16 protein-coding genes are annotated in these 17,435 nt (G+C 57.5%); 12 read left to right on the top strand and 4 right to left on the bottom strand.

Going from position 1 to position 17,435, the window contains the following annotated elements; translation table 11 throughout:
• Positions 1-96: 96 nt before the first annotated feature.
• The 3 genes from mmuM to K7H94_RS04695 all read right to left on the bottom strand — a co-directional run bounded on the left by mmuM (position 97) and on the right by K7H94_RS04695 (position 2,906).
• Complete coding sequence (gene mmuM, locus K7H94_RS04705; protein ID WP_222952023.1) at positions 97-1,029, bottom strand: homocysteine S-methyltransferase; 933 nt, start codon at positions 1,027-1,029, stop codon at positions 97-99.
• Positions 1,019-2,434: an S-methylmethionine permease gene (mmuP, locus tag K7H94_RS04700; RefSeq protein ID WP_058776476.1), complete on the bottom strand. Its 1,416-nt coding sequence runs from the start codon at positions 2,432-2,434 to the stop codon at positions 1,019-1,021. Before mmuP ends, mmuM begins: the two co-directional genes overlap by 11 nt.
• A 133-nt stretch (positions 2,435-2,567) precedes the next feature.
• Entirely contained in the window at positions 2,568-2,906 is a 339-nt protein-coding gene (locus K7H94_RS04695; RefSeq protein ID WP_021506475.1) for a DUF2002 family protein, read from the bottom strand.
• Between the two features lie 149 nt (positions 2,907-3,055).
• Between K7H94_RS04695 and K7H94_RS04690 the strand changes: the two genes are divergently transcribed.
• The 11 genes from K7H94_RS04690 to emrB all read left to right on the top strand — a co-directional run bounded on the left by K7H94_RS04690 (position 3,056) and on the right by emrB (position 15,599).
• The gene (locus K7H94_RS04690; protein ID WP_021506474.1) at positions 3,056-3,373 is read left to right on the top strand and encodes a DUF883 family protein; all 318 of its coding nucleotides are present in this window, start codon (positions 3,056-3,058) and stop codon (positions 3,371-3,373) included.
• Between the two features lie 343 nt (positions 3,374-3,716).
• Positions 3,717-3,959, top strand: coding sequence for a glutaredoxin-like protein NrdH (nrdH, locus tag K7H94_RS04685; protein ID WP_021506473.1), 243 nt, complete (start codon positions 3,717-3,719; stop codon positions 3,957-3,959).
• Positions 3,960-3,963: 4 nt separating this feature from the next.
• Positions 3,964-4,368, top strand: a complete 405-nt coding sequence (gene nrdI / locus K7H94_RS04680; protein ID WP_021506472.1) for a class Ib ribonucleoside-diphosphate reductase assembly flavoprotein NrdI — start codon at positions 3,964-3,966, stop codon at positions 4,366-4,368.
• A 35-nt stretch (positions 4,369-4,403) separates the two neighbouring features.
• The gene (gene nrdE / locus K7H94_RS04675) at positions 4,404-6,485 is read left to right on the top strand and encodes a class 1b ribonucleoside-diphosphate reductase subunit alpha (RefSeq protein WP_245001411.1); all 2,082 of its coding nucleotides are present in this window, start codon (positions 4,404-4,406) and stop codon (positions 6,483-6,485) included.
• 8 nt (positions 6,486-6,493) lie between these two features.
• The gene (nrdF, locus tag K7H94_RS04670) at positions 6,494-7,453 is read left to right on the top strand and encodes a class 1b ribonucleoside-diphosphate reductase subunit beta (RefSeq protein WP_058758447.1); all 960 of its coding nucleotides are present in this window, start codon (positions 6,494-6,496) and stop codon (positions 7,451-7,453) included.
• Between the two features lie 596 nt (positions 7,454-8,049).
• Positions 8,050-9,246, top strand: a complete 1,197-nt coding sequence (gene proV, locus K7H94_RS04665; RefSeq protein ID WP_021506469.1) for a glycine betaine/L-proline ABC transporter ATP-binding protein ProV — start codon at positions 8,050-8,052, stop codon at positions 9,244-9,246.
• Entirely contained in the window at positions 9,243-10,421 is a 1,179-nt protein-coding gene (gene proW, locus K7H94_RS04660; protein WP_222951722.1) for a glycine betaine/L-proline ABC transporter permease ProW, read from the top strand. Before proV ends, proW begins: the two co-directional genes overlap by 4 nt.
• A 63-nt stretch (positions 10,422-10,484) precedes the next feature.
• A complete protein-coding gene (proX, locus tag K7H94_RS04655; RefSeq protein ID WP_222951721.1) occupies positions 10,485-11,480 on the top strand; it encodes a glycine betaine/L-proline ABC transporter substrate-binding protein ProX in 996 nt (331 codons plus the stop codon).
• Positions 11,481-12,193: 713 nt separating this feature from the next.
• Entirely contained in the window at positions 12,194-12,724 is a 531-nt protein-coding gene (gene mprA, locus K7H94_RS04650) for a transcriptional repressor MprA (protein WP_021506466.1), read from the top strand.
• A 149-nt stretch (positions 12,725-12,873) separates the two neighbouring features.
• Complete coding sequence (gene emrA, locus K7H94_RS04645; RefSeq protein WP_222951720.1) at positions 12,874-14,046, top strand: multidrug efflux MFS transporter periplasmic adaptor subunit EmrA; 1,173 nt, start codon at positions 12,874-12,876, stop codon at positions 14,044-14,046.
• 17 nt (positions 14,047-14,063) lie between these two features.
• On the top strand, positions 14,064-15,599 hold the full coding sequence (gene emrB / locus K7H94_RS04640) for a multidrug efflux MFS transporter permease subunit EmrB (RefSeq protein ID WP_021506464.1): 1,536 nt from the start codon (positions 14,064-14,066) through the stop codon (positions 15,597-15,599).
• A 42-nt stretch (positions 15,600-15,641) separates the two neighbouring features.
• Here emrB and K7H94_RS04635 read toward each other — a convergent pair whose 3' ends face one another.
• Complete coding sequence (locus K7H94_RS04635) at positions 15,642-16,784, bottom strand: tRNA/rRNA methyltransferase (RefSeq protein ID WP_222951719.1); 1,143 nt, start codon at positions 16,782-16,784, stop codon at positions 15,642-15,644.
• A 156-nt stretch (positions 16,785-16,940) separates the two neighbouring features.
• Between K7H94_RS04635 and trxC the strand changes: the two genes are divergently transcribed.
• The gene (gene trxC / locus K7H94_RS04630; RefSeq protein ID WP_021313847.1) at positions 16,941-17,360 is read left to right on the top strand and encodes a thioredoxin TrxC; all 420 of its coding nucleotides are present in this window, start codon (positions 16,941-16,943) and stop codon (positions 17,358-17,360) included.
• Positions 17,361-17,435 lie beyond the last annotated feature (75 nt).

The raw sequence follows: 17,435 nt of genomic DNA, 5'->3' as shown, positions 1-17,435 counted from the left end.
AGGTCCGCTTCAGAATCAGAAAGGACAGTCTAAACTGCCCTCTCGACCTTTTCACCCGCCTCAATCGCGCTATCAGTGGCGCTTTTCTGCGCTTTATTACGGTTGACAACAGGCGGCAATCGCCGCGATATCCTGTGGCGTGGTGCGACAGCAGCCGCCTATCAGCCGTGCGCCCGCCTGTTGCCATTCGGGGAATTTATCGTGCAGCGTGCAGCCAGACGGCGCCGAGTGCCAGCTTTTGCTGACCGCATCATACTGCTCGCCGGAGTTAGGATAGACCAGCAGCGGCTTGTCCGTCAGCGCCTGTAGCGTTTGCAGCGCTGGCGTCACGCTCTCCAGCGCCACGCAGTTGAGGCCGACAGCGACCACCTGTGGCGCGGCATTGATGACTTCCGCCACCTTGCTCAGCGGCGTGCCGTCACTCAGGTGTTGCGCATCGCGCAGCGTGAAGGAGAACCACGCGCTGCTGTGCGGGAACTCCGCCAGCAGGCTAATCAGCGCCTGAATTTCACCAAACGACGGCAGCGTTTCACACGCCAGCAAATCCACGCCCGCCTCCAGCAGCGCCGCCACGCGCGGACGGTGGAAATCCTTCATTTCAGCAGCCGGCAAGCCGTAGTCGCCGCGATACTCGGCGCCGTTGGCCAGATAAGCGCCGTAAGGACCGACCGATCCGGCCACCAGCAGCGGTGCCTCGCTGCCAGAAGCAGCACGATAATCGTCGCGCGCGCGCTGGGCCAGCGCCACGCTCTGGCGGATCAGCGCGCTGGCCTGGCCGCTATCCAGTCCGCGGGCGGCAAAGCCCAGCGGCGTCGCCTGATAGCTGGCGGTGATCGCCACATTAGCGCCGGCGGCGAAATAGTCATAGTGCACCTGATAAATCAGCTCGGGATTTTCCATCAGCACTTTGGCTGACCACAGCGTATCGGCCAGATTACAGCCGCGCGCCTCCAGCTCTGTCGCCAGCGCGCCATCCAGAATCAGGGTATCAGTGTGGGTCAGGGCCGCAGCGATGGGGTTACGCGACATCATCGGTCTCCTTAGCGTTGAAAGCGTGTTGGCGTTTTTGCGTCAGATAATAAGCAGCGTAGCAGAACAGTACAAAAGGAATGCCGCACCATAGCGCGATGCGCTGTGACGGGTCAAAGGCCAGCCCGATGCACGCCAGCAGACACAGGGTAAATCCGAGGATTGGCACCAGCGGATAGAACGGCGCGCGGTACGCCAGCTGCTGCGGCGCATTGCCCGCCTGCAGATAGCGACGACGGAACATGTAGTGTGAGGCGCAAATGCTCAGCCACACCGCCACCACGGCAAAGCCGGAAATCGCTGACAGCGCCACAAACACCGTATCCGGCGCGATCACGCTGGAAAACAGCGCCAGCAGGCCACCGAGCATACTGACGGTGATGGCCAGCTGCGGAATGCCACGCCGGTTGACCCGGGCAAAGCAGCGCGGCAGCGTGTTTTCATTGGCCAGCGACCACAGCATCCGTCCCGAGGCGTACAGTCCGGAGTTCGCCGCTGACAGGATCGCGGTGAGGATCACGAAGTTGAAAATATCCGCCGCGTACGGGATGCCGATCTTTTCGAACACCAGTACGAACGGACTTTTAACGATGCCCGCCTGATCCATCGGGATCAGCGCGGCCAGCACAAACACCGTGCCGATAAAGAAGATGATCAGGCGCGCCACGGTGGTGCGAATCGCCAGCGGCAGCGCTTTCTGCGGCTGCTCGGTTTCACCCGCCGCAATGCCGATCAGCTCGGTCCCGGAGAAGGCAAAATTCACCGCCACCATGGTCATCAGAATCGGCAGCGTACCGTGCGGCAGCCAGCCGGAAGCCGTCAGGTTATGTAATCCCGGCGCCGCGCTGCCGTCTTTCATCGGGATGAACCCCAGCATCGCCGCTGCGCCCAGCACGATAAAGGCAATGATGGTGATCACTTTAATGATGGAGAACCAGAACTCTCCTTCGGCAAAGAAGCGCGTCGAGACACTATTCAGCAGATAGATGGCGACACAGAACACCAGGCACCACAGCCACACCGGCACCGTTGGGAACCAGTACTGCATGCAGAAACCGGCGGCGGTCAGGCTGGAGCCGAGCGCCACCGTCCAGGTGAGCCAGTAGAGCCAGGCCACGGTGTAGCCGGTCGCCGGACTGAGGTAGCGCGCGGCGTAGACGTGAAACGCGCCGGTTTCCGGCATCGCCACCGCCAGCTCGCCAAGACACACCATCACCAGCCATACCACCAGCGCACCAATCAGATAGGCCAGCAGCGTGCCCGCTGCGCCGGTGGTGGAGATGATGTAGCCGGTGTTGAAAAACAGCCCGGTGCCAATCACGCCGCCGAGCGACAGCATCACCAGATGCCGCACCTTCATGCTGCGCTTGAAGTTTGCCTGCGAAGGCGTCGGTTCAGTTTGCATTCTGTATATCCATATGGACGTCTAAACTTCTATATGGACACAGAGTTATACGCATCCGCGCGGCAATTTGCAACGTGGGAAAGGGTAAGGATTGGGAAAGCGTGTGCGGCCCCGCCGCAACGGGGCACACCAGTCAGGCGCCGAAGACGCCCTGCAGATAACGCTCCAGCGCCATGCGCGAGCTAAAACCGTGGGGAATACCGTAGTGCTCCTGCGAATCCCCCATCAGGTAGAGAGGGAACTGCGTGTAGTGGTCGCAGGTTTTCATCTCTGATGCGGGTTCAGCGAAATGCTGACTTTTTTCTTTCAGGGTCGGATGAATGATCAACGCTGTGCGCCCCATGCGGGCTTCGCGATTCACATAGACGTAGTTTTCGCCACGGCGATAACCATAAGTTTTGGGTGTCAGGACGTCCATTTCGAATCCTGCTTTTTCCAGTACGCGCGCTACCTCATCCGGACGTAAATACATGCTTGCTCCTCTCTTCTCACAGCCCCGCAACCTTACATCAGCACGACAGCACAGGACATTCGGAATTTCCCTAAAGCCTGGCACACGGCTGCGTTTAGTCACGTTTCGTCTACACTTAGTATTACGTTTTAAGTCAAAGGGAGCGAAAAATGTTTAATCGAACCAGCAAAAACGATGACATTGATATCAATCAGGATGTAAACGAACTGGCCGATTCGCTGGAAGCCTTACTGAAATCTTACGGCAGCGAAGCCAAAGATGAAGTGGATAGCGCACGCAGCCAGGCGCAGGCCCTGCTGAAACAGACGCGCGCTAAACTGAACGGCAGTGGCAACCGCGTGACTCAGGCCGCGCGCGATGCGGGTTATCAGGTGGATGCCTACGTGCATGACAAACCGTGGTACGGCGTGGGTGTCGGTGCCGCCGTGGGTCTGGTGCTGGGCGCGCTGCTGATGTCACGCCGCTAAATCGCTAAAAATCATCAGGAGCCTCGCGTATGCGGGGCTTTTTTTTGCGCGTCACTCCGCATTAGCGCGCCGATCCGGCTGCTGTCAGGCTGGTTAAAATTGCCGCAAAACCCTTTACAAAAATTTTTTCCCTGCGCCAGGGCGCACCATCGCTGGCATTCGCCCTAATCCGACTGCTTAAATCACAAAACCCTATATCTGGTGGGCTTGACCACCAATACCACTACATCTAGTATTCAACACATCAACTCGCTACCAGATGTCAGCAGGGACGACGTTCGCAGCAAAAGGGTTTTTGCTTCGTATCTCGCAACCTGACCACAACCAGAGGGAAATACGAATCATGCGCATTATTATTTACACTAAAAGCCAGTGTGTCCAGTGTGACGCCACCAAAAATGCCATGGATCGCAGTGGCATCGACTACCAGCTGATTAACCTCGATAGCCAACCGGAAGCCATCGATCAGCTCAAATCGCTCGGCTATCGCCAGGTGCCTGTCGTAATGACGCACAACGACCACTGGAGCGGCTTCCGTCCCGACAAAATCGCCGGCCTGCGCCAGCTCGCTGCCGTCGGGGGATAAAGCGATGTTTCCACTGGTCTATTTTTCCAGCCAGTCGGAAAACACGCACCGGTTTATCACCCGTCTCGGCCTGCCTGCGCGGCGTATTCCGCTCGACGCCACGCAGCGCCTGCACATCGACCAGCCCTACATTTTAGTGGTGCCGAGCTACGGCGGCGGCAGCGCGCGTGGAGCAGTGCCGAAACAGGTGATTCAGTTCCTTAATGATGACGCCAACCGGCGCGGTATTCGCGGTGTGATTGCTGCAGGCAATCGCAACTTTGGCGCGGGCTTCTGCCTGGCCGGCGACATCATTGCGCAGAAATGTCAGGTTCCTTATCTCTACCGCTTTGAGCTGATGGGAACCGCCGACGATATTGCCCATGTTAAAGCGGGAGTGACCCAATTTTGGCAACGACAGACACCCTGAACAGCACACAGCTGGACTACCACGCGCTCAACGCGATGCTGAACCTGTATGACGCCGATGGCCGCATCCAGTTCAGCAAAGATCATGAAGCCACACGCCAGTTTTTCCTGCAGCACGTGCAGCCCAACAGCGTGCCATTCGACTCGCACGGCGAGCGTCTGCGCTATCTGGTGGCCGAAGGCTATTATGAAGCCGGGGTACTGAACCAGTACGATTTCGCCTTCCTGTGCCAGCTGCACGAAGAGGCTGACGCCTGGGGCTTCCGTTTTCACACCTTCCTCGGTGCGTGGAAGTTTTATACCAGCTATACGCTGAAAACCTTCGACGGCAAACGCTATCTGGAAACCTTTGAGCAGCGCGCCTGCATGGTGGCGCTGACGCTGGCGCGCGGCAATGAAACGCTGGCGCGGGAAGTGCTGGCCGAGATGCTGAGCGGTCGCTTCCAGCCGGCTACGCCCACGTTCCTAAACTGCGGTAAACAGCAGCGCGGCGAGCTGGTCTCCTGCTTCCTGCTGCGCATTGAAGACAATATGGAGTCGATTGGCCGCGCGGTGAATTCGGCGCTGCAGCTGTCGAAGCGCGGTGGCGGCGTGGCGTTTCTGCTCTCCAACCTGCGTGAATCCGGCGCGCCGATCAAGCGCATTGAAAATCAGTCGTCGGGCGTAATTCCGGTGATGAAGATGCTGGAAGATGCGTTCTCCTACGCCAATCAGCTTGGTGCGCGTCAGGGCGCGGGCGCGGTGTGGCTGAATGCGCACCATCCGGATATCCTGCGCTTCCTCGATACCAAACGTGAAAACGCTGACGAGAAGATCCGCATCAAAACGCTGTCGCTCGGCGTGGTGATTCCCGATATCACCTTCCAGCTGGCCAAAGAGAACCGCGATATGGCGCTGTTTTCGCCTTACGACGTTGAGCGTATTTACGGCAAGGCGTTTGCTGATATCAGCATCAGCGAGCACTACGAGGCGATGCTGGCCGACGATCGCATCCGCAAAACCTTCATCAAGCCGCGCGACTTCTTCCAGACGCTGGCGGAAATTCAGTTTGAGTCCGGCTATCCCTACATCATGTATGAGGACAGCGTGAACCGCAGCAACCCGATTGCCGGTCGCATCAACATGAGTAATCTGTGTTCGGAGATCCTGCAGGTTAACAGCGCCAGCGAGTATCACGACGACCTGAGCTATCGCCGCGTCGGCAAAGATATCTCCTGTAACCTCGGCTCCCTGAATATCGCCCACGCCATGGACTCGCGTAACCTGGCGCAAACCGTGGAAGTGGCGGTGCGCGCGCTGACGGCGGTCTCCGAGATGAGTGACATCACCTCCGTGCCGTCGGTGGCGGAAGGCAATCGCCGTTCGCACGCTATCGGTCTCGGGCAGATGAACCTGCACGGCTATCTGGCGCGTGAGGGTATGGCTTACGGTTCGCCAGAGGCGCTGGATTTCACCAACCTCTATTTCTACTGCGTGACGTATCACGCCCTGCGTACCTCCAACCTGCTGGCGCAGGAGCGCGGCACGAGTTTTGACGGCTTTGCGCAGTCGCAGTACGCCAGCGGTGCCTATTTCGACAAATATACCCAACACAGCTGGCAGCCGCGTACTGCCCGGGTGGCGCAGATTTTTGCCGATGCCGGCATCGCCCTGCCCGACCAGGCGGACTGGCAGGCGCTGCGTGCGTCGGTGATGCAGCACGGTTTGTATAACCAGAACCTGCAGGCGATTCCGCCGACCGGTTCCATCTCTTACATCAACCACGCCACGTCGAGCATCCACCCGATTGTGTCGCGCATTGAGATCCGTAAAGAGGGCAAGACCGGCCGCGTCTATTACCCGGCTCCGTTTATGACCAATGACAACCTTGAGCTGTATCAGGATGCCTACCAGATTGGTCCCGAAGCGATTATTGATACTTACGCCGAAGCCACCCGGCACGTCGATCAGGGCCTGTCGCTAACGCTGTTTTTCCGCGATGACGTCACGACGCGCGATATCAACAAAGCGCAGATCTACGCCTGGAAGAAAGGCATCAAAACCCTCTATTACATTCGACTGCGTCAGATGGCGCTACAAGGCACGGAGGTACAGGGCTGCGTTTCCTGTGCACTGTGATGATGACTATGCAACTTAAACAAATTCAGGCGATTAACTGGAACCGCATCCAGGACGAGAAAGATCTCGAAGTGTGGAACCGTCTTACCAGCAACTTCTGGCTGCCGGAGAAGGTGCCGCTGTCCAACGATCTGCCGGCATGGCAGTCGCTCGACCCGCAGCAGCAGCAGCTTACGATTCGGGTGTTTACCGGTCTGACGCTGCTCGACACCATTCAGAACGTCATTGGCGCACCGGGGCTGATGGAAGATGCGCTGACGCCGCATGAAGAGGCGGTGCTGTCGAACATCAGCTTTATGGAAGCGGTTCACGCGCGCTCTTACAGTTCGATCTTTTCCACGCTGTGTAACACCGCCGACGTGGATGCCGCCTACCGCTGGAGTGAGGAGAATGCCGCCCTGCAGAACAAGGCAAAGATCGTGCTGGAGCACTACCGCGCCAGCGATCCGCTGAAGAAGAAAATCGCCAGCGTCTTTCTGGAGTCGTTCCTGTTTTACTCCGGCTTCTGGCTGCCGATGTACTGGTCAAGCCGCGGCAAGCTGACCAATACCGCCGATCTGATTCGGCTGATTATCCGTGATGAAGCGGTGCACGGTTATTACATCGGCTATAAGTACCAGAAAGCGCTGGAAACCGTTGACGACGCGCGCCGCGCTGAGCTGCAGCAGTTCGCCATCGATTTATTGCTGGCGCTGTATGAAAACGAGGTGGTGTACACCGAAGCGCTGTATGCCGACGTGGGCTGGGCTGAAGAGGTGAAAACCTTCCTGCATTACAATGCCAACAAGGCGCTGATGAACCTGGGTTACGAAGCGCTATTCCCGGCGGAGCTGACGGCGGTGAATCCGGCGATTCTGTCGGCGCTGTCGCCCAACGCCGATGAAAACCACGATTTCTTTTCGGGTTCCGGTTCATCCTATGTGATGGGCAAAGCGGTTGAAACCGAGGACGAGGACTGGAATTTTTAGTCGCGTGCGGTGCGCGGTAAAGGGTGCGCATTGCACCGTAAGCGGTGCGCATCAATGCGCACCCTACGGTTGGGTTAATCATGCCCTACGGCAGTTATGTTGATGCATCTGTAGGGTCGGCATTCATGCCGACCGGAACGCGCCCCCAGCGGTAATATTGATGATGCATCCACAGGGTCGGCATTTATGCCGACCAGGTTAATTTCATGCTGATCCCACCACGATCTGATCATTCATTTTCCTCTCCTGCATTCCCGCCGTCCCCCCCGAAATAACGTTAATTCCGCGCGTGATTATTTTACCTATTTAGCGCCATTCATCGCCGGAATATTTCGCCTGACTAAACGTGATTTATCCGCCTTCCAGTGATAATTCTGGCCGAAACCGGTTTAATTTCACAAAAAATCCAGAAAAAATTTATCCCGTCTCATCCCTTGCAGGCACTGGAATTAGCCACTGTCGCGCCATACCTGTCACGCCAGATATTTCCGTCAAGGGTTGTCAGATAATCTCACTATGCTACGGTATAGGCGCTTAAATTTACGCAGGGTACAACAAGAAATAGTCAGACATTTAACCAGGAATTTCATTACTGCATGGCAATTAAACTCGAAGTAAAGAATTTATATAAGGTATTTGGCGATCATCCCGAAAAGGCATTTAAGCTGATTGAAAAAGGCGAGAGTAAAGAGAGTATTCTGGCGAAAACCGGCCTCTCACTCGGCGTCAAAAATGCCAGTCTGGCCATTGAAGAAGGCGAGATCTTTGTCATCATGGGGCTGTCCGGCTCCGGCAAGTCCACTATGGTTCGCCTTCTCAATCGTCTGATCGAGCCGACACGCGGCCAGGTGATTATTGATGGCGTCGATATTGCCAAAATATCCGACGCAGAATTGCGTGATGTGCGCAGAAATAAAATCAGCATGGTATTCCAGTCATTCGCACTGATGCCGCACATGACGGTGCTAAATAATACCGCGTTCGGCATGGAATTAGCTGGCGTGGCGCTGCAGGAGCGGCAGGAAAAAGCGCTCGACGCGCTGCGTCAGGTTGGACTGGAAAATTATGCTCATGCCTGGCCCGATGAACTCTCCGGCGGAATGCGTCAGCGTGTTGGATTAGCCCGCGCACTGGCGATTAATCCGGATATATTGCTAATGGACGAAGCCTTTTCCGCACTTGATCCATTAATTCGCACGGAAATGCAGGATGAACTGGTAAAACTGCAGGCGAAACATCAGCGCACCATCGTCTTTATTTCCCACGATCTGGATGAAGCCATGCGTATTGGCGACCGCATCGCCATCATGCAAGGCGGCGAAGTGGTGCAGGTCGGCACGCCGGATGAAATCCTCAATAATCCGGCCAACGATTATGTGCGCACCTTCTTCCGCGGCGTGGATATCAGTCACGTCTTCAGCGCCAAAGATATCGCCCGCCGCAGTGCCGGCGCGCTGATTCGTAAGGCCGCCGGTTTCGGTCCGCGGTCGGCGATCAAACTGCTGCAGGATGAAGACCGCGAATATGGCTACGTGCTGGAGAAACAGAAATTCATCGGCGTCGTCTCCACTGACTCGCTGAAAGCGGCACTCGCCGCAGGTGAAGGGCTGGATAACGCGCTGCTCGACGCACCGCTGGCGGTTCCTGCCGATACCTCGCTTAACGATTTGCTCTCTCACGTCGCGCAGGCGCCCTGTGCGGTGCCGGTGATCGGCGAAGATCAGCAGTACGTCGGTATCATTTCCAAAAGCACGCTGTTACGCGCTTTAGATCGTGAAGGAGCCCAGCCATGAGTGCACAAAACGCCAATCCATGGGAAAACGCCAGCCAGACCAGCGCACCACCCGCCACCAGCAACGCCGCCGCAGCCAGCAGCGATCCGTGGTCCGCGACAGGCAGCAGCACACCGGCTGACAGCAGCGCCAGCGCCGCCGATGCCTGGGGCAACGCCGCCGGCAGTACATCGGATGCTGCCAGCAGTGGTGGACACAATGCCGTCAGCAGCAGCGACTGGCTGAGCAGCGCACCGGCCGCAGCACCGGAGCACTTCAGTTTGCTGGATCCGTTCCACACCACGCTGATTCCGCTGGATCGCTGGGTCACCGAAGGCATCGACTGGGTGGTTACCCATTTCCGTCCGCTATTTCAGGGCATTCGCGTGCCGGTGGATTATATCCTCAGCGCCTTCCAGCAACTGCTGATGGGGCTGCCTGCGCCGGTAGCGATCATCGTGTTCGCACTGATTGCCTGGCAGATTGCCAGCCCGGCGATGGGCCTCGCCACGCTAATATCGCTGGTGCTGATTGGCATGATCGGTGCCTGGTCCCAGGCGATGGTGACGCTGGCGCTGGTGCTCACCGCCCTGCTGTTCTGCGTACTGATTGGCCTGCCGCTTGGCATCTGGCTGGCGCGCAGTGAGCGCGCGGCGCGCATCGTGCGGCCCCTGCTGGATGCAATGCAAACCACGCCGGCGTTCGTCTATCTGGTGCCCATCGTCATGCTGTTTGGTATCGGCAACGTGCCGGGCGTGGTGGTGACGATTATCTTTGCCCTGCCGCCGGTGGTGCGTCTCACCATACTCGGTATTAAGCAGGTGCCGGCTGACCTGATCGAAGCCAGTGAATCTTTCGGTGCCAGCCCGCGCCAGATGCTGTTCAAGGTCCAGCTGCCGCTTGCGATGCCGACCATTATGGCTGGCGTCAATCAGACGCTGATGCTGGCGCTGTCGATGGTGGTCATCGCCTCGATGATTGCCGTTGGCGGTCTGGGCCAGATGGTGCTGCGCGGTATCGGCCGTCTCGATATGGGTCTCGCCAGCGTGGGCGGCGTCGGTATCGTGATCCTCGCCATCATTCTTGACCGCCTGACGCAGTCGGTAGGTCGCGACAGCCGCAGCCGTGGCAGCCGCCACTGGTACAGCAGCGGGCCGCTGGGTTTGTTGCTGCGTCCATTCAGTAAAAAAGCCTGATTTCTTTGGGCGGCCCGCTGTGGTCGCCCGTCTCCGACGTCACACGTAAAATAAGGAATGACTATGCGCAAGACAGCTCTATTCGCCGCCGTCCTGACCACGGTTGCCGCGACGCACGTGTCCGCCGCCGACCTTCCGGGCAAAGGCATTACCGTTAAACCGGCTCAGAGTACCATTTCCGAAGAGACCTTCCAGACGCTGCTGGTGAGCCGCGCGCTGGAGAAGCTGGGCTACACCGTTGAGAAGCCGAGTGAAGTGGATTACAACGTGGCTTACACCACCATTGCCGGCGGTGATGCCACGTTTATCGCCACCAACTGGCAACCGCTGCATGACGACATGTATAAAGCCGCCGGCGGTGATAATAAATTTTATCGCCAGGGCACCTACGTCAGCGGTGCCGCGCAGGGTTATCTGATCGACAAGAAAACCGCCGATCAGTACCACATCACCAATATTGAGCAGCTGAAGGATCCAAAGCTGGCCAAACTGTTTGATACCAATGGCGATGGCAAAGCAGACCTGACCGGCTGTACGCCTGGCTGGGGCTGTGAAGCGGTGATTAACCATCAGATCGAGGCCTACAAACTGAGCGATACCGTGGTACACAACCAGGGTAACTACTCGGCGATGATTGCCGACACCATTACGCGCTTCAAACAGGGTAAACCGATTCTCTATTACACCTGGACGCCATACTGGGTCAGCGACGTGCTGAAGCCAGGCAAAGATGTGGTGTGGTTACAGGTACCGTTCTCCTCACTGCCAGGCGCGCAGAGCAAAGTGGATACCAGACTGGCCAACGGCGCCAACTATGGCTTCCCGGTGAACACCATGCATATCGTGGCCAACAAAGCCTGGGCGGAGAAGAATCCGGCGGCGGCAAAACTGTTTGCTGAAATGAAGCTGCCGATTGGCGACATCAATGCCGAGAACGCCGCGATGCATGCCGGGCACACCTCAGAAGCGGACATCAACGGCCACGTTGACGGCTGGATCAAAGCTCATCAGGCGGAATTTGATAAATGGGTCAGCGACGCCATGGCGGCGGCGAAATAAGCCCACGCGGCACCTCATCTCAGCCACGTGGTGCCGCCATTTTCCGCCCTCCCGCCCCGTCAGTAAGCGAAGCGTGCGCTATAGCGCACTGGTACGTCCTGTTAATTAACACAACATTGAAATAATTTTTTGGGTTACTATTACCCACATATGATTATTTACCCGCTTTTCCCACCAGCTATGTCTCCTTTCCGCCGCCCGCATCGGGTCTGTCGCGCCAGGATGAGTCTGCGTTATCGATGGCATTCACCCTGCCACGTGCCGGTTATACGGCAGACGACGAACGGAATTCATCACGCCGCTGATGCTGGCGCGTTACCCGGACTAACCGGTGCCTTGTCGATTAACCCATTGATTTACTCCAGCAAAGCTGGCCGGGAAAAGTGTTTAGAAAACGTAAAGATCAATGCAAAGTGGTGAGCGATACTGTTCATTAATGATTGGCTTTGTTATGGTTAGCCTCACAGTTATTCACCTAAGTTATTTTTACTCGCGAAATTATTCAATCCACTGAAGGTTTCGCTTAGCGAATTGATGACAATGGCGGCTTTGTCTGCAAAGCGGCTGGTCAGGGCGCAGAGCCCAGGGTTATGGACCGACCTGGAACGCCAGGTGCTGACAGTGTGACGGTGCAAACAATCACAGGCGGAAAATATGACTACGCTTAATCTGTCACCCTCATTATTATATTTGTTGCAACTAAGAGGTTTTTAATGGAAAGCTCGTTTACTCCCATTGAGCAGATGCTAAACATCCGTGCTAATCGCCACAAAGATTTTCCGCTGCAGGAGATCATCCTGACCCGTCTGTGCATGCACATGCAGGGTAAGCTGCTGGATAATCGCAACAAAATGTTGAAGGCGCAGGGAATTAACGAAACTTTATTCATGGCGCTGATTACGCTGGACGCGCAGGAAAACCAGAGCATTCAGCCTTCTGAGCTGAGCTCGGCGCTGGGTTCTTCCCGCACCAACGCGACGCGCATCGCTGATGAACTGGAAAAGCGCGGCTGGATCGAGCGTCGTGAGAGCGACAACGATCGCCGTTGCCTGCACCTGCACCTGACGGAAAAAGGTAACGAATTCTTACGTCAGCTGCTGCCACCACAGCATCAGAGCCTGCAGTATCTGTGGTCTTCGCTGACCGATACCGAGCAGGAGCAACTGGAAGCCATCACGCGTAAGTTGCTTAACCGTCTCGATAAAATGGACGAAGATCAGGTTATCGCTTCCCTGTCGCGTTAATAGCAAGAACTGCGACACAATCACCCCCCGAAATCGCTATTTTAATCCCCTTTTATCCGGCCAGCGTTGCAAACGCTGGCTTTTTCGACTCGGGCGACCGTGTTGATGGATCAACACATCCCGACTAAATGGCAAACGTGGAGAACGACATGAGTGCGACAGCGGAAGCTCAAAGCCCGCAACAGCCCGCGAACAAAAAGAAGAAGCGCAAAGGTGCGCTGATCCTGCTGGCTATCGTGTTTATCGTGATTGGTGTGGGTTATCTGGCTTACTGGTATCTGGTGCTGCGCCACTTCCAGGAAACCGATGACGCCTACGTGGCAGGCAACCAGGTGCAGGTGATGGCCCAGGTTTCCGGCAGCGTGAATAAAGTGTGGTTCGAGGATACGGATCGGGTGAAAAAAGGCGACATTCTGGTGTCGCTGGATAAAACCGATGCGCAGCAGGCATTCGAGAAAGCGCAGACCGCGCTGGCCACCAGCGTGCGCCAGACGCACCAGCTGATGATCAACGGCAAACAGTATCAGGCCAGCATCAAGCTGCAACAGACCGCGCTGGATCAGGCTGAATCCGACCTGAAACGTCGTGAGCCGCTCGGTGCCGCCAACCTGATTGGTCGCGAAGAGCTGCAGCACGCGCGTGATGCCGTGGCCACGGCGAAAGCCCAGCTGGACGTGGCGATTCAGCAGTACAACGCGAACCAGGCGATGATCCTGAATACCGACCTCGAAAACCAGCCGGCGGTAAAACAGAGCGCCGCTGAGCTGCGCGATGCCTGGCTGGCGCTGCAGCGCACCGACATCCGCAGTCCGATGGACGGCTATGTCTCGCGTCGCAGCGTGCAGGTCGGTTCACAGATCTCCACCAGCACACCGCTGCTGGCGGTGGTGCCGGCCACCAACCTGTGGGTTGACGCCAACTTTAAAGAGACGCAGCTGGCAGGCGTGCGCATCGGTCAGCCCGCCACGGTCATCAGTGATATCTACGGCGATGATGTGGAGTATCACGGCAAAGTGGTTGGTCTGGATATGGGCACCGGTAGCGCCTTCTCGCTGCTGCCAGCGCAGAACGCCACCGGTAACTGGATCAAAGTGGTACAGCGCCTGCCGGTGCGTATCGAACTCGATCCGCAGCAAGTGGCGCAACATCCGCTGCGTATCGGCCTGTCCACGCTGGTGAAAGTAGATACCCAGAACAAAGATGGCGCCGCGCTGGCCAGCAATGTCCGCACCCAGGCCGCGTATGAAAGTAACGCGCTGGCAATCGACCTTGCGCCGGTTAACCAGCTGATCGCTGACATTGTCCGTGCCAACGCGCAATAACCTCGCGGGAGGCTGTTATGGCACAAAAGCCGCTTGAAGGTGCGCCGTTAGTCCTGATGACCATCGCCCTGTCGCTGGCGACGTTCATGCAGGTACTCGACTCCACCATCGCTAACGTGGCGATCCCGACCATCGCCGGTAACCTCGGGGCGTCCAACTCGCAGGGCACCTGGGTGATCACCTCGTTCGGGGTGGCGAATGCCATCTCGATCCCGATCACCGGCTGGCTGGCAAAGCGCGTCGGTGAAGTGAAGCTGTTCACCTGGTCGACCATTCTGTTCGCGCTGGCCTCATGGGCGTGCGGCATGTCCGAAAGCCTGGAAATGCTGATCTTCTTCCGCGTGATTCAGGGCGTAGTGGCCGGTCCGCTGATTCCGCTGTCGCAAAGTTTGCTGCTGAACAACTACCCGCCGGCCAAGCGCAGCGTGGCGCTGTCGCTGTGGGCGATGACGGTGATCGTTGCGCCGATCTGCGGTCCGATTCTCGGTGGCTGGATCAGCGACAACTATCACTGGGGCTGGATCTTCTTCATCAACGTGCCGATTGGCGTGGTGGTGGTGATGCTGACGCTGCAAACCCTGCGCGGGCGCGAAACCAAAACTGAGATCCGCCCGATCGATATGGTCGGTCTGGTGCTGCTGGTGGTGGGGATTGGTTCTCTGCAGGTGATGCTTGACCGCGGTAAAGAACTCGACTGGTTTGGCTCAACCGAAATCATCGTGCTGACGGTGGTCGCGGTGGTATCGCTGGCCGTGCTGCTGGTGTGGGAGCTGACCGACGATCACCCGATTGTCGATTTGTCGCTGTTTAAGAAGCGAAATTTCACCATCGGCTGTCTGTCGATCAGTCTGGCTTACATGCTGTACTTCGGATCGATCGTCCTGCTGCCGCAGCTGCTCCAGGAGGTATATGGCTATACCGCCACCTGGGCAGGGCTGGCATCGGCGCCGGTGGGGATCATTCCGGTGATTCTGTCGCCGATCATTGGCCGCTTCGCCCATAAGCTGGACATGCGGCGGCTGGTAACCTTTAGTTTTATCATGTACGCGGTGTGCTTCTACTGGCGTGCGTATACGTTTGAGCCGGGGATGGATTTCGGTGCCTCCGCGTGGCCGCAGTTTATCCAGGGGTTCGCGGTAGCCTGCTTCTTTATGCCACTGACCACCATTACGCTGTCCGGCTTGCCGCCAGAGCGTATGGCGGCGGCCTCCAGCCTGTCGAACTTTGTGCGTACGCTGGCGGGTTCAATCGGAACGTCGATCACCACCACCATGTGGACAGACCGCGAATCGATGCACCACAGCTACCTGTCGGAATCGGTTAATCCATTCAATCCGAATTCGCAGCAAATGTATGACCAGCTGCAAAGCATGGGTATGACGCAGCAGCAGGCGTCGGCTTATATCGCCCAGCAAATTACTAATCAGGGCCTGATTATCTCGGCTAACGAGATCTTCTGGGCATCGGCGGGGGTGTTTTTGGTCCTGCTGGTTCTGGTGTGGTTTGCCCGTCCGCCGTTTGGCGCGGGCGGTGGCGGCGGTGGCGCGCACTGAGTGACAAAAACAAAAACGGGCCACAGCGGCCCGTTTTTTTATTTATGCGTTCTGACGCCACCACTCGGCGAGCAGGATACCGGTCGCGACCGAGACGTTGAGGCTTTCAACGTTGCCGGTACCGCCAATCGACAGGCTGATATCGCCCTGCTGGAATGCGCTGTCTGACAGACCTTCACGTTCCTGACCCAGCACCAGTACCATTTTGGCTGGCAGCGCCGCCTGCGCCAGTGGCGTACCGGTATGGCTGGATGTGGTCACGATGGTGTAACCGGCTTTGCGGAATGCTTCCAGACCCGCAGCAAAGCTTTCACCGCTGATCGCCTGAACGTGCTCTGCACCACCTTCAGCCGTGCGGACTGCGGCACCCGACTCCAGCAGCGAGGCATCATTGACCAGCAAACCTTTGACGCCAAAGTGCGCGCAGCTGCGCATGATACCGCCAAGGTTGTGCGGGTTGCTGACATCTTCCAGCGCCAGTACGCAGTCTTTGCTCTGCGCCTGCTGCAGCCATTTCGCCACCGGCATGCCCATGCGCTTCTTAATAATGAAGCACACGCCACCGTGGTGTTCAGTTCCGGACGCTTTCGCCAGCTCGGCGTCGTCCACCACGTGATAGGCTTTGCGGTTTGCTGCCAGCCAGCGCAGGGTTTCGCGGAAGCGCGGCGTGACGCTTTGCACGAACCAGGCACGGACGATGCTTTCGGGACGGCTCTGGAACAGCGCCTGGCAGGCGTTTTCGCCGTATACGCGCGTCTCTTCCTGACGCTGACGGCGAATCAGTTCCGGGTCGATAACCGGCTTGCTGCTGGCCGCTTCGTCACCCGCATCCGCTTCAGCGGCGACTGGCGGACGTGACACGGTGCGCCACGGTGAATCACTGAAGCCGCGATCGTCCCGATCGCTGCGACGACCGCGCGCGCTATCGTCACGCGGACCGCGCGAACGGCCAGCATCGTCACGTGGACCACGCGAACGCCCGGCATCATCGCCACGGGCGGTGCGCGGACGACCGCTCTCTTCATTATTACGGGTGCTGCGAGGACCAGAGCGACGATTATCTTCCTGGCGCGCAGCAGGACGGCCGCCTTTGCCGGTACGGGGATTTGGCTTCTGACCGCCCTCCTCATCACGTACGTACATCACTTTTACCTTGCCGCTTTTGCCTTTAAATTCGTCGTTCATCTATTCCTCCAGCATTGAGAGCGCGAAGATTACCTGATGTGCCGGCGCTTAGCTATCAACTATTGAACCTATTGCTTAATCCAGATTGAGCATAGCATTCAACCTTTTCATAATGTTCACCAATCCTAAGATTTACAGGTCCGGTTTGAGGTGACGATGAATACTGTATGTGCCTCCTGTCAGGCAACTAACCGCGTTCCCGAGGAACGTCTGGCCGACGGAGCCAAATGCGGTCGCTGCGGCGATGCGCTATTTAGCGGTGAAGTGGTGAATGCCACGGCGGCCACGCTGGATAAATACCTGCAGGACGATCTGCCGGTCGTGGTCGACTTCTGGGCGCCATGGTGCGGCCCGTGCGTGAACTTTGCGCCGGTGTTTAAAGACGTCGCTGACGAGCGGCGCGGCAAAGTGCGCTTCGTGAAAGTGAACACTGAGGCGGAACCTGCGCTCAGCACGCGTTTTCGCATCCGTAGCATCCCAACCATTATGCTGTTCAAAAACGGTGAGATGGTGGACATGCTGAACGGTGCGATGCCGAAAGCGCCGTTCAACGAATGGCTCGACGAGTCACTCTAATCCCCCAGGGCCAGCCACGCGCTGGCCTTGTTTTTGCCCTTCTATTACACTGGCGTTTTTCCCTGTCCGCGATGC

The sequence above is a fragment of the Pantoea dispersa genome (assembly GCF_019890955.1).
Classification (GTDB): Bacteria; Pseudomonadota; Gammaproteobacteria; order Enterobacterales; family Enterobacteriaceae; genus Pantoea; species Pantoea dispersa.
Note: the sequence above shows the minus strand (reverse complement) of the source record. Positions and strands in the feature narration are given on the sequence as shown.

What these genes read in the sequence shown, in the direction of transcription:
- proW (WP_222951722.1), top strand. Translation starts at nt 9,243, where the DNA reads ATGAGTGCACAAAACGCCAATCCATGGGAAAACGCCAGCCAGACCAGC.
- proX (WP_222951721.1), top strand. Translation starts at nt 10,485, where the DNA reads ATGCGCAAGACAGCTCTATTCGCCGCCGTCCTGACCACGGTTGCCGCG.
- nrdI (WP_021506472.1), top strand. Translation starts at nt 3,964, where the DNA reads ATGTTTCCACTGGTCTATTTTTCCAGCCAGTCGGAAAACACGCACCGG.
- trxC (WP_021313847.1), top strand. Translation starts at nt 16,941, where the DNA reads ATGAATACTGTATGTGCCTCCTGTCAGGCAACTAACCGCGTTCCCGAG.
- mprA (WP_021506466.1), top strand. Translation starts at nt 12,194, where the DNA reads ATGGAAAGCTCGTTTACTCCCATTGAGCAGATGCTAAACATCCGTGCT.
- mmuP (WP_058776476.1), bottom strand. Translation starts at nt 2,434, where the DNA reads ATGCAAACTGAACCGACGCCTTCGCAGGCAAACTTCAAGCGCAGCATG.
- nrdH (WP_021506473.1), top strand. Translation starts at nt 3,717, where the DNA reads ATGCGCATTATTATTTACACTAAAAGCCAGTGTGTCCAGTGTGACGCC.
- K7H94_RS04690 (WP_021506474.1), top strand. Translation starts at nt 3,056, where the DNA reads ATGTTTAATCGAACCAGCAAAAACGATGACATTGATATCAATCAGGAT.
- emrA (WP_222951720.1), top strand. Translation starts at nt 12,874, where the DNA reads ATGAGTGCGACAGCGGAAGCTCAAAGCCCGCAACAGCCCGCGAACAAA.
- nrdE (WP_245001411.1), top strand. Translation starts at nt 4,404, where the DNA reads ATGCTGAACCTGTATGACGCCGATGGCCGCATCCAGTTCAGCAAAGAT.
- emrB (WP_021506464.1), top strand. Translation starts at nt 14,064, where the DNA reads ATGGCACAAAAGCCGCTTGAAGGTGCGCCGTTAGTCCTGATGACCATC.
- proV (WP_021506469.1), top strand. Translation starts at nt 8,050, where the DNA reads ATGGCAATTAAACTCGAAGTAAAGAATTTATATAAGGTATTTGGCGAT.
- nrdF (WP_058758447.1), top strand. Translation starts at nt 6,494, where the DNA reads ATGCAACTTAAACAAATTCAGGCGATTAACTGGAACCGCATCCAGGAC.
- mmuM (WP_222952023.1), bottom strand. Translation starts at nt 1,029, where the DNA reads ATGTCGCGTAACCCCATCGCTGCGGCCCTGACCCACACTGATACCCTG.
- K7H94_RS04695 (WP_021506475.1), bottom strand. Translation starts at nt 2,906, where the DNA reads ATGTATTTACGTCCGGATGAGGTAGCGCGCGTACTGGAAAAAGCAGGA.
- K7H94_RS04635 (WP_222951719.1), bottom strand. Translation starts at nt 16,784, where the DNA reads ATGAACGACGAATTTAAAGGCAAAAGCGGCAAGGTAAAAGTGATGTAC.